The 13634-nt window shown below is 57.5% G+C and carries 10 protein-coding genes and 2 pseudogenes; 4 read left to right on the top strand and 8 right to left on the bottom strand.

Annotated elements, in window-relative coordinates:
* Positions 1-117 precede the first annotated feature (117 nt).
* Positions 118-1920 (top strand): cache domain-containing sensor histidine kinase, encoded by a 1803-nt coding sequence (locus SD70_RS19870; protein WP_041049260.1) that lies wholly within the window; start codon positions 118-120, stop codon positions 1918-1920.
* Positions 1921-1954: 34 nt separating this feature from the next.
* Positions 1955-3583 (top strand): response regulator transcription factor, encoded by a 1629-nt coding sequence (locus SD70_RS19865; RefSeq protein WP_041049259.1) that lies wholly within the window; start codon positions 1955-1957, stop codon positions 3581-3583.
* Here SD70_RS19865 and SD70_RS19860 read toward each other — a convergent pair.
* The 3 genes from SD70_RS19860 to SD70_RS19850 all read right to left on the bottom strand — a co-directional run bounded on the left by SD70_RS19860 (position 3578) and on the right by SD70_RS19850 (position 6072).
* A complete protein-coding gene (locus SD70_RS19860) occupies positions 3578-4318 on the bottom strand; it encodes an HAD family hydrolase (RefSeq protein WP_041049258.1) in 741 nt (246 codons plus the stop codon). The genes SD70_RS19865 and SD70_RS19860 overlap by 6 nt on opposite strands.
* Before the next feature lie 103 nt (positions 4319-4421).
* Complete coding sequence (locus tag SD70_RS19855; RefSeq protein WP_052487669.1) at positions 4422-4892, bottom strand: bactofilin family protein; 471 nt, start codon at positions 4890-4892, stop codon at positions 4422-4424.
* Between the two features lie 121 nt (positions 4893-5013).
* Positions 5014-6072 carry a M23 family metallopeptidase gene (locus SD70_RS19850; protein ID WP_052487668.1) on the bottom strand — a complete coding sequence of 353 codons (1059 nt, stop codon included), beginning with the start codon at positions 6070-6072 and terminating at the stop codon, positions 5014-5016.
* A gap of 125 nt (positions 6073-6197) precedes the next feature.
* Between SD70_RS19850 and SD70_RS19845 the strand changes: the two genes are divergently transcribed.
* Complete coding sequence (locus SD70_RS19845; protein WP_041049257.1) at positions 6198-7292, top strand: ParM/StbA family protein; 1095 nt, start codon at positions 6198-6200, stop codon at positions 7290-7292.
* A 136-nt stretch (positions 7293-7428) separates the two neighbouring features.
* On the opposite strand, the pseudogene SD70_RS19840 reads toward SD70_RS19845, so the two are convergent.
* The 5 genes and pseudogenes from SD70_RS19840 to SD70_RS19825 all read right to left on the bottom strand — a co-directional run bounded on the left by SD70_RS19840 (position 7429) and on the right by SD70_RS19825 (position 11858).
* Positions 7429-8786: pseudogene (locus SD70_RS19840) on the bottom strand (GerAB/ArcD/ProY family transporter).
* A gap of 33 nt (positions 8787-8819) precedes the next feature.
* A complete protein-coding gene (locus SD70_RS19835; protein ID WP_041049256.1) occupies positions 8820-9053 on the bottom strand; it encodes a hypothetical protein in 234 nt (77 codons plus the stop codon).
* 3 nt (positions 9054-9056) lie between these two features.
* On the bottom strand, positions 9057-9560 hold the full coding sequence (locus SD70_RS35070) for a Ger(x)C family spore germination C-terminal domain-containing protein (RefSeq protein WP_082053506.1): 504 nt from the start codon (positions 9558-9560) through the stop codon (positions 9057-9059).
* Between the two features lie 167 nt (positions 9561-9727).
* A pseudogene (locus SD70_RS40670) lies at positions 9728-10213 on the bottom strand (Ger(x)C family spore germination protein); the annotation flags it as partial.
* Between the two features lie 31 nt (positions 10214-10244).
* Positions 10245-11858, bottom strand: coding sequence for a spore germination protein (locus tag SD70_RS19825; RefSeq protein ID WP_041049291.1), 1614 nt, complete (start codon positions 11856-11858; stop codon positions 10245-10247).
* Between the two features lie 191 nt (positions 11859-12049).
* Between SD70_RS19825 and cls the strand changes: the two genes are divergently transcribed.
* Positions 12050-13480 (top strand): cardiolipin synthase, encoded by a 1431-nt coding sequence (gene cls, locus SD70_RS19820; RefSeq protein WP_041049290.1) that lies wholly within the window; start codon positions 12050-12052, stop codon positions 13478-13480.
* The last annotated feature ends 154 nt before the right edge of the window (positions 13481-13634 follow it).

Below are 13634 nucleotides of genomic sequence, written 5' to 3'. Positions count from 1 at the left end.
GGGAGGCCGCCGCTTTACGAAACACCGCATTTTTTATGTCGGGGTTCGATTTTTTAGAACGTATTTTCAGTGCCCGGTTTCCGATATACACTGGAATGGGAGGGGGGACAGCCGGATATGCACCGAAAATACTTGCGCTGGAACATGAAGGCGAAGCTGCTTGTCCTGTCCGCCTTGTTTACCGTTTCCTCCGTCGTGCTTGTATCGCTGCTTTCCTATATGAGATATACGCAGGATTTCGAGCGGCAATCGGCGGAGAAAGTTCAGCAGATCATCGAGCAGGCCAGCTTGAACATCGATACGTATTTGCAGGATTTGTTCCGCCTGTCGCTCGCGCCGTACCGGAACAATTCCTTGATGCAGGCGCTGGAGGACGGCGAGACCGGTTCGGAGATCGATCAGCTCGACAAGAGGCGGCTGGTCGAAGGCTTCCTGGACGAAATGATGATTTATCCGCGGCAGGACATTATTCAAGTGTTCATCTTGACCGACGAAATTTACACGAGCGGCCGCAACCCGCGCAGCGTCGATCCGAAGGCGGATTTTCGCAGCCTCGATTGGTACCGGAAGGCGCTGCAGTCGCAAGATCCGTTCTTCGTTCCGACCCACCGGCAGGACCTCGTCGCCAGAAGCGACGTGCCGCAAGTGTTTTCCATCGTCCGGCAGCTGCGGAGCACGAGAAATACGGAGAAGGTGCTCGGCGTCATCAAGGTCGATGCCAACTATAAAGGGGTCGAAGCCATTTGCGCCAAAGTGAATATGGGCAAAGACGGCGGCCTGTTCATTATCGACAAAAACAAAAACCTGATCTATTCCAGCGTTGCCGCCTTGCGCCCGGCGGACATTTTCGAGCAAATCGCCAGGCAGCCTTCTCCCGGCGCGCCGTTCTGCATGGAGGGCGGCAATTATTTGATCAACTCGGTGTATTTGCCTGCGGCCGACTGGACGATCGTCGCCGTCAATTCCGTGAAGGAGCTCAATCGCAGCGCCGCCCAGACGAGAAACTTCGCGCTGTATTCGGCCATCGTCTGCTCGCTCGTCGCCATCGGCATGCTTTCCTTGCTTACCGGGACGTTTCTGAGGCCTCTGCTGAACATTGTCAAGCTGATGCACAAGGTGGAGAAAGGCCACCTGGACGTCCGCTTCGACGAGCGCCGCAAAGACGAAATCGGCTATCTCGGCACGTCCTTCAACGCTCTGGTGTCCCAAATCAGCGACATGCTGGAGGAGAACACCCAGCTGGTCAAAGAGGTGTACGAGACGAAGCTGCTGCAGAAGGAAGCGCAAATCAACGCGCTGCATAACCAGATCCGGCCGCATTTCATTTTTAACACGCTCAATATGATTTCTCTCCTTATGCAGACGGGCGATCAGCACAAGGCGGTCGATCACATCAACAAGCTCAGCTCTCTCTTGCGGAACATGTTTTCCTGGGACAAGAGCATTCCGCTGCAGCGCGAAGCGGAGCTGCTCGACGCTTATTTGAGCATCCAGAGCTCGCGCTTTCAAGGCAGGCTGGCCTATGCGATCGACATTCCCGCCCATCTGAACGCAGCGATGATTCCGGCGCTGCTGATACAGCCCGTCGTCGAAAATGCGGTCATTCACGGCTGCGAGAACAAACGGGAGAAGACGGATATCCGCATCACTTGCGGCACTTCGGAGGAGCGCCTGACCATCGTGGTCGAAGACAGCGGGAAGGGGATGGACGAGGAGACGCTGTCCAGGCTGCGGCAGAAGCTGTCGGAGCCGGGGGCGCAGCAGGGGCGGCAGAGCCCCGGAGGCGGGGCCGGGATCGGACTGGTCAACGTCAATCAGCGCATCAAGTGGAATTACGGCCCCGAATATGGGCTTGAGGTCGACAGCTCTCCCGATACCGGAACGAGAGTCGCCATTCACTTGCCTGCCAGCATCGTATAGCGGACCGTTAAACGGAATTAAGGGGATAATGGGCATGTACCGGTTAATGATCGTGGATGACGAACCGCTTACGCGGGAATACCTCAAGCGCTATTTTCAGTCGTGCGGCGGGGATTGGGAGGTCGCAGCGGAAGCGATGGACGGCAGCGAAGCGTGGGAGCTTCTGCAGAGCCGCCCGGTCGATGTGGTCATTACGGACATCAAGATGCCGGTAATGAACGGCCTCGACCTGTGCAAGCTCGTATCGGAGCGGTATCCGCACATGAAGCTCGTGATTTTGTCCGGCTACGACGAATTTTCGTTTGCCCGGGAAGCGATCCAGTACGGGGTGCACGACTATTTGCTCAAGCCAATCGTCAAGGAGAATCTGGACGAGACGGTGCGGCGGATCGCCGCGGATCTGGACAAAGCCCGCCACGAAGATTTGGCTTTGCGGACGCTGCGCAGCCTTTCCAACGATACGACGTCGCAGGTGATCAAACATTTCCTGAAAGCGGCCGTTGCCGAGAACGAATTGGAAATCAAGACGCTATACCCGCTCATGTACCGTCTGAACCTTTCCCTCATTGAAGCCGAAGGCGCTGTGATGATGCTCGATCTGGATATGCACCATTTGTTGCACAGCTCGGTTCCCGTAAGCGATGTGGCGCTGTTCCGGTTCATTCTGCATCAAGTGGCAGGCGAAATCGTGCAGCAGGAAGGGCTGGGTACCGCATTTCTGGATGAGCATCAGCAGGTATGCTGTCTGATCGCCGGAGACAACGAGGAAGAGATCAGGCAGAGGAGCTCGGTGCTGCACGAGAAAACGGGAAATTTTATGCGGCAAAACACGAACTGGACCGTGACGAGCGCGCTCGGTTCCGCCGAAGACGACGTCCTGAAAATGCACCAGTCTTACTATCAAGCGCGGCGCGCGATGTACTGCCGTCTGCTGGCCGGGGGCGACCGTCTCTACGTGTACGCCGAGCAGCAGCCGCTGCTAAGGCGCGTCGGCGAGCTGGAGCAGAGCGTCGCTTCGATTCAATCCGTACTGCTCGACGGGACCGAGCTAGCGCCCTCTTTGACTGTCGGCGGGCTCGTTGATCTGATGGAGAAACGCGACGGCGAAAGCATATTCCGGTACGGCGTGCTCGTCATTCAACACTTGGCCGAAATCAGACAGCTGCAGCTGCGCGATTCCCAGCAAGGAGAAGCGGCGCAGCTTGCTTTGGCAAAACTCAAGAACGCCGTATTGTCGCATCCGGAAGATTTTTCCAAAGAGAAGGCAGTTTCTTTGCTGGTGGAGATCGTGAACCTGTTCCGCGCCGCCAATCGGGTGCCGGACGACGAAGTCCGCAACGAAAAAAGCATCGTCGAACAGGCGAAGGACTATATATGCTCGCATTACTCGGAGCCGCTGAGCCTTGCTCACATCGCCGAGAAAGTAGGCGTATCGACGGCTTATTTGAGCAATTTGTTCCATAAGCAAATGAACGAATCTTACATCAAGTTTTTGACCCGCGTGCGCATGGAGCAAGCCGCCAGGCTGCTCAAGCTGAATCCGCCGGAGAAGGTGTACGATGTCGCGAGGAAGGTCGGCTACATTAGCGTCAAGCATTTTTCGCACGTGTTCAAGCAGTACTACGGCACGCCTCCGGGCGAGTATGCCAACCCGAAATCATGAGTGCGCCCGGGCGTGCTCGCGGATGGCGGGCGGTACTTCGCGCAGCGAGCCGAGCGTGAGAAACGCGCCCTGCGGCCGCACGTTCACTTCGCCGACGTTGAAATGCCAGTCGTTGTGCGCCGGTATGTGGATGCAGTTCAGCCCGGCTGCGAGCGCCGGGACGACGTCGGTAGTGACGGAGTTGCCGATCATCCACGTGCTGGACGTGTCGAAGCCGTGCCTCTCCACGAGCGAGCGCATGAAATCGGCGTTTTTGTGATGCGTAATGAAGATGCGGTCGTCAAAATAACGCTGCAGCCCCGTTTCCCGCACCTTTTTGCGTTGAATCGCCTCGTCCCCGCCGGTGTACAGGAACAGCCGGTGGCCGGCGCCTTGCAGCGTGCGCAGCGTATCGTCCATATCGGGGAACGGTTCGGCCCGGAACTCGTAAGCCGAATTGCCGAGCTTGTACAGGAACTGTTCCTCCTCCCGGCTGGCCGGACGCCCGAACTGCCCGGTGAAAAAGCGGTACGTCTCGATGAAAGACTGCGGGAACCGCTCCGGAACGAAGCCGTGCACATGGACGCCCGCCAGGTCCAGCTCAAGCTGCTTCTCCTTGATCGCTTTGTCCGTCAAGCCGCGCCCGGCGAACCAGGTCAGCATCACGTCGGCAAACTGATCGATGACCAGATTGAAATATTTATTGCAATGGACCAGCGTATCGTCCAGATCGAACAGTATCGTTTGCGGAATCATTACTCGTCTCTCCCGTTTGTGTCAAATGTCTGTATATACGACAGTATAACAAAGAAAGCCTCGGCGCCCAACCCGCGCCGAGGCTTCATTGCGTCGCGATCCGCTACAGCGCCGCCGACTTCCCGCCGCCGATGCGGTCGGACGGAGGCGGGGTGAAGTTTTTCGCTGCGCCGCTTGCCGCGTGCTCGTGCTCTTGCGTGTGGCTGACGGCGCTTGCCGGTCCGCCTTTGTCCATTTTGCTGGAGCCTTGGAACACGCCGCCCTCCTCAATGACGAACGAAGCCGAATTCGTGTTGCCGTGCAAATGGCCGGTCGATAGAATGGTCAGCTTCCCCTTGGTCGTCACATTGCCCGTCACATGGCCAGCAATGACGACGTCGCGCGCCGCAATGTTGGAACGCACTTCGCCCTTCTCGCCGATAATGACGTCGCCGGTGCATTCGATGTCCCCGGTCAGGTGCCCTTCAATGCGGATGCTGGCTTCGGACTTGATGCGGCCTTCGAACACGGAGCCTTCGCCAATGAGCGTGTCGGTCGTACTCGGGTTGATTTCGTGCTTTTTGGCTTTGAACATGCTGTTGATCGTCCCTTCTCATCGTTTGTTAGAATAGCTTTTATTTGTAGCGGTCTTCACGACGAATGACCTATGTAAAAGGAAGCTTTTCATGCCGAATTCGGATTAAAACCCGAGAAGCTTATTCTTTCATACTCTGTAAATACGGCTTCGGATCGATGCTTTTCCCGTTTTGGATAAGTTCGTAATGCAAGTGGGCGCCGGTGCTGCGCCCGGTGTTGCCGACGAGGCCGATTCTTTGCCCCTTCGTTACGTTGTCGCCTTCGGAGACGAGGCTTTTGCTAAGGTGCATGTACCACGTTTTCAGCCCTTGCCCGTGGCTAATGACGATATTGTTGCCGTGGCTGGCGTCCTTGCCGACGGAGACAACGGTGCCGTCTGCCGTCGCGAACACGTCGTCGCCTGCTGCGGCGCCGAAGTCGATGCCGGAGTGGAAGCTCGGCATGCCATTGATCGGATCGATGCGATAGCCGAACGGAGAAGTGACCGTTCTTGTCATAGTCGGATACAGCGTCGGCGTAATGCGGAGCAGATGCTGCTGTTCGAGCACCTTCTGCTTCGTCTCGCTCATGCTCGACTGCAGCTCCGTCAGCTGCTGGCTGAGCTGGGCAAGCGTGTCCGAGGTGGAGGCCGACAGCTCGTCGATCTGGCTGTTCGAGACAGGGACGAAAGCACCGCCCTGACTGCCTTCGCCGCTTGCCGCCGCTTGGCCGGAACCGGAGCCTGAAGCGGAGGCGGCTCCCCCTTTGCCGCTGATCGACTTGAGGTCGTTCTCCAGCTTCGTCATCTCGTCAACGCGCGTTTTCATATCTTTCGTCTGCTGCGACAGCTTAATGATTTCGTTCTGCAGCTGATTGATCGTCTGCTCCTTGTCCGACAGCGTCATGGCATAATGCTGCGAACTGCCGGTGAGTTCGGTACGGAGCTGCTGGGTAATGACGATAGAGCGCAGATGCAGCGCATAAACGGCTAAAGAAGCGATGACAAAAATCGCCAATGCGGCCAAAGCGCCAAATACCACAATATTCGACAGTCGAACCCTGGCGACCGACTGGGCCGCGTCCGGGACGATGAGCAGGGTGTACGTTCTTCTTTTCCATTTGAACTTCATGCGGACGGAGAACCCTTTCTTCGTATAGTCTTGATGGCGGAGGAAATGGAAACCGTTGCCTGAGTACATTCGCCATCCAGCCGCAAAAACCTCCCTTTTACATGCAAATTTTAGAAAAATCGCTGCGGCGCAGCAGGAATTTGTTGAATAAAATCGAAGAATATGCAGTAGCAACGGCTTAGTAGGAGGGATATATGATAAAGCTGGCAGGAATAGATATCGGCAACGACAGCATCAAGCTCGTTATGGACGGCTCGGCGGAGCCGCTCATTGTGCCTAACGTCGTGGCGCCGGGCTACGATCGACATATTTTACAGGAAGAGGATTCTCCGGTGAAAGCGCTCGACGTCATGGTCAGCAGCCCTTCGCTCGCGCAGCGCAACCAGCGCTATTTCGTAGGACTGATGGCCGTCGAGCACGAGGATAACATGGAGCTGGAGGAGACGGACAACAAGGCGCTGTCCGACCAGTCGCTCATCGTGGCGCTGACGGCGCTCGCTTATGCCTGCGTGACGAGCTCGTCATATACGCAGTCCGGCTTCGGCGGCGCAGACGAAGTGGAATATGTGATCGGAACGGGCTTGCCGGTGCGGCTATACGCCAAATTCCACGAAGCGTTCGAGCAGCGGCTTGTCGGCGAGCACGAGGTGACGTTCCTGTCGACGCCGCAGCTGCAGGGCCGCCGGGTCAAGGTGGCGATCCGCCGCGCGGTCGTCTCGATCGAAGGGGCGGCGGCGCTGTACAATTTGGCGACGCTCGACAGCTTGCAGGTGCGTGACGAAGAGCTGTACTACGGCTGCATCGGCGTATGCGAGATCGGCGCTTTGACGACGGATTTTCCGGTGGTCAAGCGGATGAACATCGACAACCATTTCAGCTACGGCGAACAATTCGGGCTGTCGAATTACCTCGATCTGATCATACGCGACGTCGAAGACGCCTACGGCTACCGGTTCCCGAGCCGGGCGAAGCTCGTACAGCGCGTCAAGGAGCGCAACTTCGTGATCCAGATGCTGGGCGAAGGGCAGGTCGACATTCGCAGCGTCGTCGAGCCTTATTTTCAGCGGGCGGCAACGCGCGTTGCCGAGCTCATCCGCAAGCGCTGGCGCAAGTACCCCGACATTCAATGCTTTTACGTGCTCGGCGGCGGCGCGGCGGCGCTCAAGCCGTATTTGCAGGAGGCGGCAGGGTCGATGCGCCTGCGTTTTGTGAATGACAGCGAGCTGCAAAACATGTACGGTTACTTGAAAGTGGCGCGCAGCAGAACGAGCCAGCCGGCCCTCGGCTGAAACCGGAACAGTGCCATGCGAAAATGGCGCATTCCCCGAAATTGGGGAATGCGCCATTATTTTTTGGGGGACCAATGCGGAGCGAAGGGGGGGAAATGAACCGGGGAGGCCCAGGGTCCCATGTTGCCTTAGTACATCAGTCTTCCGCCGTCTTCATTTCGGCGAAGGTGGTGAACACAAACAGCAGCATGAGGACCGCGAATAAGATGGCGCAAGTTACGCTGCCCCAATACAAGCGGGGGCGAAGCAAGAAACCCGCCGTGACGACGAGGAACAACACGGCAAGCAGCGCGTTGCTCGCTTTGAACCAGGTCGGGTACGGATATTTGACGCTCAGCCGCTTCCAGGCCGATCCGCTGCCCTTGCTTGCCGAGGATTCGCCGTTTGCTGCCGGTGCGGTCTGCGCCGCGGGAAGCAAACGGCGTTTGCGGTACACCCTGGTGCCGGCCGCAAGCAGGATGAGGAAGAGGGGCTGATACACCAGTATGATGGGCAGCGACGAGTAGTTGCCAAAGCTGAACACCTCTGTCGTCGACCGGAACGAAACTATCGAGCTGATGATCAGAAACATCGCCACCGGCTTGTTCAAAATCGCATGATCCGGCTGTTTCATAAAGGCAGCGAGCCCCGTGAGCATGGCGATGTAAATCGTGACGATTTTGAACGTCGAGATCGGAAACCAGACCATGAGCATGATCAGGTCGACGCGGTCCAGGAAGTCGGTGATATGGATTTGCTGAACGAGGCTATAGCTGGGATAAATAAAATTTCCCGGCAAAGAAGGGCCGAACACGGCCGCTTCGGTCAGCAGCACGGAGCTAAGGAAAAAGGCGGCCAAGGCGGCGCCGCGCCTCAGTCCGGCCGTCAGCTGCCTGGAGCTGTGCAGCATGTGCAAAAACGCGCCCATCACGAACAAGTCGGCGTACCAGCCGCAGGCGGCCAGACTGCTGGCCAGAAAGCTCCAGTACGGAGCCGTCATGATCGGGCGCAGCGTTTCGCTGTTGAATTCGTTCGTGAGCGCCAGCGGAAGCGCAATATTGAAGAGGACAAACAGCGGAAACGTGACGTCGTTCGCTCTGGCCGTCACCTCGAAGCTGGTCCGCCCGAAATAGACGATCGTGAACATCAGCAGCACCGCCATAATTTCGAGCGGGGTGCGGGGCAGCAAAATCGTCTGGAAAAAACGGTTGAACAGCGCGATGTCGCGAATGAGAATGAGCCACAGGTGAAACAGAATGATGGCGTTGCATACGCCGCCTCCCATTTCCCGTACAGCTCGAACAAAATATCGAACATGTTTTTGCCCGGAAACGTCTTCATCAGATAGCCGAACACCGCGATAATGACGAACACGTACAGCGTCGGCAGCACGTACGAAAACCAGGCGTCCACCTTGGCGATCCGCACGAGCACGTTCTGGACCGAGACGAGGCCGCCCCCCGTGAGCAACGCTCCGGTCAGCCAGCCGATTTGTCGCTCGTTAATGACTTGCACATTGCGCAAGAGGATCACCTCCTTCGTCGTCCGTTATTGCAGGCCCAGCATCGATTCGATGGCCGGCGAGACGTAGGTGTAGAACAAATAAGGGGGGGTAAGCGGTTCTATCCCCAGCGTTCTGGTCGCAAACAAGCAGCATGAAAGGGCGAAAAAGACAGCGTAGGCCAGCTTGATGCCGCGGGACATCTGTTTCAGGCGCGGCCAATCCGTCGCCAAAAAGAGAAAGGCGACTATCGGGAAAACGACCGTAAATATCGGATCCATCGTTTACTCGCTCCTTCGGATAACGTTTTGATTCACCAGCCCGACGTCCGCAATGTTCGTTCGAACCTGGATCGTGAATTTCGCTTTGGCGAATTGCTCGCTCCAATTGGCGGAAAGCCCGTTTTGCCACCGTAAAGGGTAGCGGCCCCAGATCAAATTCCCCAGATGGGCGGAGTCGGTCCGATACTTCTGCATCACCCTTATCGTGTTCGTTACAGTTTGCTTGATGCTGTCGGAAACCGCCTGCTGCAGAGCGCGCAGATCTTCCGTCTGGTTCATGTCGAGCTCGGACAAGTTTTCCTTCACGCTTGCTCGGGCTTCCAGGTCAACGAGAAACGCCGGGGTATCATCTTCGAACCGGGGGCTTATGCGAGATATGCCTTTGGTAATATCGAGTGTGATCGGCTTCCCGTCTTTTGGCCCAAGCACGGTAACCGAGTGCAGCTTGACATTGCGCCGCAGCCACTGCAAGCCCTGCGTCTGCTCCTCGTCGTAAACGCCGACCATCTTATCTTTCTTAAACTGGGCGTAGCCGAGCACCGCCACTTCGCGCGACGCTTCGTCGCTTTCTCCGCCTGCTTCTCGCCCATATACAGGATGATCGGATCGTTGCCGAGACTAAGCGATACGGCGACCCCCTTGGCGTTGATCGCCATGCGGCCTTGCGCCTTGGCCAGCTCGCGGATCGCTTCGGCGGGGAATCGCTCGAATTTCGGATTCGTATTGAGCAATTTCCAGGCGGGGCCTTTCGTTATGACGATAAACGTGCTGAGCCGGGTTTCCGGCAGCCGAGGTATCGTATCGAGCAAATCGCCGATGCCTTCCCGGGCCACATCTTCGCTGACGAGGATCGTGCGCCGATGGGCCAGGAACAGCCTGCGCGACATGCGCCGCTGCAGCTTGGAAGCGGCGTCGCGAATCGTCTGGCCTTTGTCGGAATCGGTATAATAGCTTTCTTTGCCGCCTGTGCCGCCGCCGCCGCCGCTGGCGCCCCCCATCTGTCCGGGCAGCGGAAACAAATACGTGATCCGGTACGTGCCGTCAGGCTCCCTATCGATTGCCGAAGACATGGCAAACGCCAGATCGTTGAGTTCCGTACGGTCCCAGCAACCGGACACCAGCGGCGTCACGACGAGCCACAGTGCGGCAAGCGCCGTCATCCTGACGGATAAGGCAGCTGTGCGCATCGGGTCACCTCTCCTCGTCGTTTCCTTCGTAATGCCGAATGTCTTTGCCCTTTTGCCCGCCTTGTGCGGCAATTTCCTTCGGCAGCTCCTCATCCAGGCGGACGGGGTCCTTCACCGGCATGTAGCCGGGCCTTCTGTCCATCGTCCACCACGGCTGGCGAGCGAGCGTATCGCCCAAGTCTCTAGCGGTGAGCGGCCCGAACGGCGACAAGTAGGGAACGCCGAGCGAACGCAGATTGGCCAAATGCCCGAGAATAAACACAGCGCTGAGCAAAATGCCGTAAATGCCGAACAGAGCGGCTGCGAACAAAATCGGAAAGCGCAGCATCCGCACGGCGATGGCGCCGTTGAATTTCGGAATCGTAAACGAAGCGATCCCCGTAATCGAGACGACGATCACCATCGGCGCGGACACGACACCGGCTTGAACGGCGGACTGCCCGATGACGAGGGCGCCGAGAATGGAGACCGCGGAGCCGATCGCTTTCGGCAGCCGGATGCCTGCTTCGCGCAGCGCCTCGAACGTCACTTCCATAATGAGCGCCTCGACGACGGCCGGGAACGGAATGTTTTCGCGCGAGGCGGCTACCGTCAGCAGCAGCGTCGTCGGCAGCAAATCCTGGTGGTAGGTCAAAATCGCGACGTAGAACGCCGGCGTCGTCAGCGACAGGACGAGAAACAAGTAGCGCAGCCAGCGGATGAGCGTGGCGATTTGAAACCGTTCGTAATAATCTTCGCTCGCTTGCATAATTTCGGCGAATACGAACGGAACGAGCAGAACGAACGGCGTCCCGTCGACGATGATGGCGATCCTGCCTTGGAGCAGCGCCGCAGCCGCAACCTCGGGCCGCTCCGTGTATTGCACTTGCGGAAACGGCGAGTAGGCGTTGTCTTGAATAAACTCTTCGATCGAACCGGAGTCCAGGACGGCGTCGATTTTGATTTTTTCCAGACGCTTGATTACTTCCTCGACGCTGGACGGCATGGCGATATCTTCCAAATAGCTGACGACGATGCCGGTGTTCGACTCCGCGCCGAGCGTCATCGATTTCATTTTCAGGCGCGGCGTCCGGAGTCTGCGGCGAAGGAGCGAGGTGTTCGTGCGCAAATTTTCGACGAACGCTTCCTTCGGCCCGCGCACGACCGATTCCGTTGACGGTTCGTCGACGGACCTTTTCTCCGGGCCGCGGATGCCGAGCAATATCGCTTGTGGAAAACTGCCTAAGAATAACGCCGTATCGCCGCCGAACACGCCGAGCAGCAAATCGCCGAAGTTGTCGGCAGGCTTCGCTTGCGATACGGGCAGCCTCATTTTCAGCAAATGTTCGGGAGTTTCGATCCCCCCTTCAAATACGAGCAGCGCCTTCAGTGCATCATTGAGCGAGTCGCTGCTGACCAGACCGTCAATGAAGACGATGAAAGCGGGGATGCCTTGCTCGATGGCCAAGTCGCGAACGATCACATCCGAGCATTCCTCGAACATCGTTTGCAGCGCCAGCTTGTTGTCCTCGAGGGAGGCATAAAGCGGCACTTTCTTCATTTCGTCAAGGAAGCGGATGTCGGTTACCTGCTTGTCGCCGCCGCCGGAGACGGAACCGTTCTTGCGGTCAAGAAGCATGCGGGTCAGCAAACCGGCTGTTCGGCTCGTTTGTTGCATGCGGGGCAAGCCTCCGTTCTGCTACAATAGGTCTTGCATAGATTTTCCGCGTTCCGCGCGATTTATTCCAGCGTTTCCTGCCTTTGCGCCTGCGCTCAAATTTTGCATAAATCCGATAGCCGGCTGTCTACACTAGACTGGAGGTGATGCCGGTGCTGTGGCTGACGATCGTCCTTATATTGTTCATTTTCCAAGTAGCCACCATTTTATTGATCGAATTCCGCTACCCCGAGAAAACCGTCGCCTGGCTGCTCATTTTATTCATTTTGCCGATTATCGGCTTCGTCATGTACTACTTCGTCGCCAAAGAGTACCGCCAGCGCAAAATCGTCAGGCGCAAAGGCTTCCGCATCCTCGATGAAATGCAGCGGGCGATCGCCCGCAACCAAGACAAACTCGATACGCTGTCCGAAGCGGCCGGGTACGAAATTTTGCAGCAGCCGCGTCTGCTCGGGCTGCTGTTCAACATGCCGGGCGCGCCGATCACGAAGCACAACGAGATCGAGGTGCTGTCGAACGTGGAGGCAGCGTACGCGGAGATGTTGGAAGCTATTGCGCGTGCGAAGCATCACGTGCATTTCGAATTTTATACGATCCGCGACGACGCCGTCGGCCGGCAGTTTCGCGACGCTCTCGTCCGCAAAGCCGGCGAAGGGGTGCGGGTGCGCATCATTTATGACGGTATCGGCAGCTATAAACTGACCGCGGGCTACGTGGAGAGCTTGAAACAGGCAGGCGCGGAAGTGCATTGCTTCCTGCCGCCGCTGTTCGCCTTTTTCGACAAGCGGCTGAATTACCGCAACCACCGCAAAATCGTCGTCGTCGACGGCAAAGTCGGCTTTCTCGGCGGCATCAATATCGGCGACGAATACTTGGGCCGGGATCCTCATCTCGGCTATTGGCGCGATACGCATCTGCGGCTCGAAGGCGACTCCGTCTACTATTTGCAGCAAACGTTTCTGAACGATTGGGAATTCGTCAGCCGCCAGAAGCTGTCCGATCCGCTGCTGTTTCCCGAGCACGACTGCCCGGAAGGCAAGCCGGTGCAAATTTTGCCGAGCGGGCCCGACGTGCAGTTCGACGCCATTTTTGAAATGTCGTTCGGCGCCATCGCCGCGGCCCGCCGCCGCATCTGGATTACGACGCCGTACTTCATTCCCGACCGCAGCATTATGATCGGACTGAAGACGGCGGCGGTGAGCGGGGTGGACGTGCGCATCCTGCTGCCGGGCGTGCCGGATTCGCGCATCGTCTACTACGCGACGCTTTCTTACATCAAGGAGCTGATGCAGGCAGGCGTCAAATTTTACATGTACCGCAAAGGCTTCATCCATTCCAAAACGTTCCTTGTCGACGGGCTGCTGGCCTCGGCCGGAACGGCGAACATGGACATGCGCAGCTTCTTCGACAACTTCGAAATCAACGCCGTGTTTTTCGACAAGAAGACGATAGACCGGCTGGAGCGGGACTTTCAGCAGGATATGAAGGATAGCGACGAGATCGTGATGGCGCAGTTCGAGAAGCGCTCCCGCTGGCAGCGCGGCAAAGAGGTGCTGGCGCGGCTGCTGTCGCCGCTGTTTTGATGCGGCCGTGGGGATGCGTTGCTGCTGCAAGTGCTGTTGGGGCAACAGCATGTTGGCGATCGTGGGAAATTGGGGCTGTAGTTGCTTGTAGCGCACTTAGAGAGGCGGTTTTGTTGGGTGCTGGCTTCTATCGCTGCTGCAAGTGCAGTTGGGT

The organism is Gordoniibacillus kamchatkensis (genome assembly GCF_000829455.1).
Taxonomy (GTDB): Bacteria; Bacillota; Bacilli; order Paenibacillales; family NBRC-103111; genus Gordoniibacillus; species Gordoniibacillus kamchatkensis.
The sequence above is the reverse complement of the archived record's forward strand: the minus strand, read 5'-3'. Positions and strand labels throughout refer to the sequence as shown.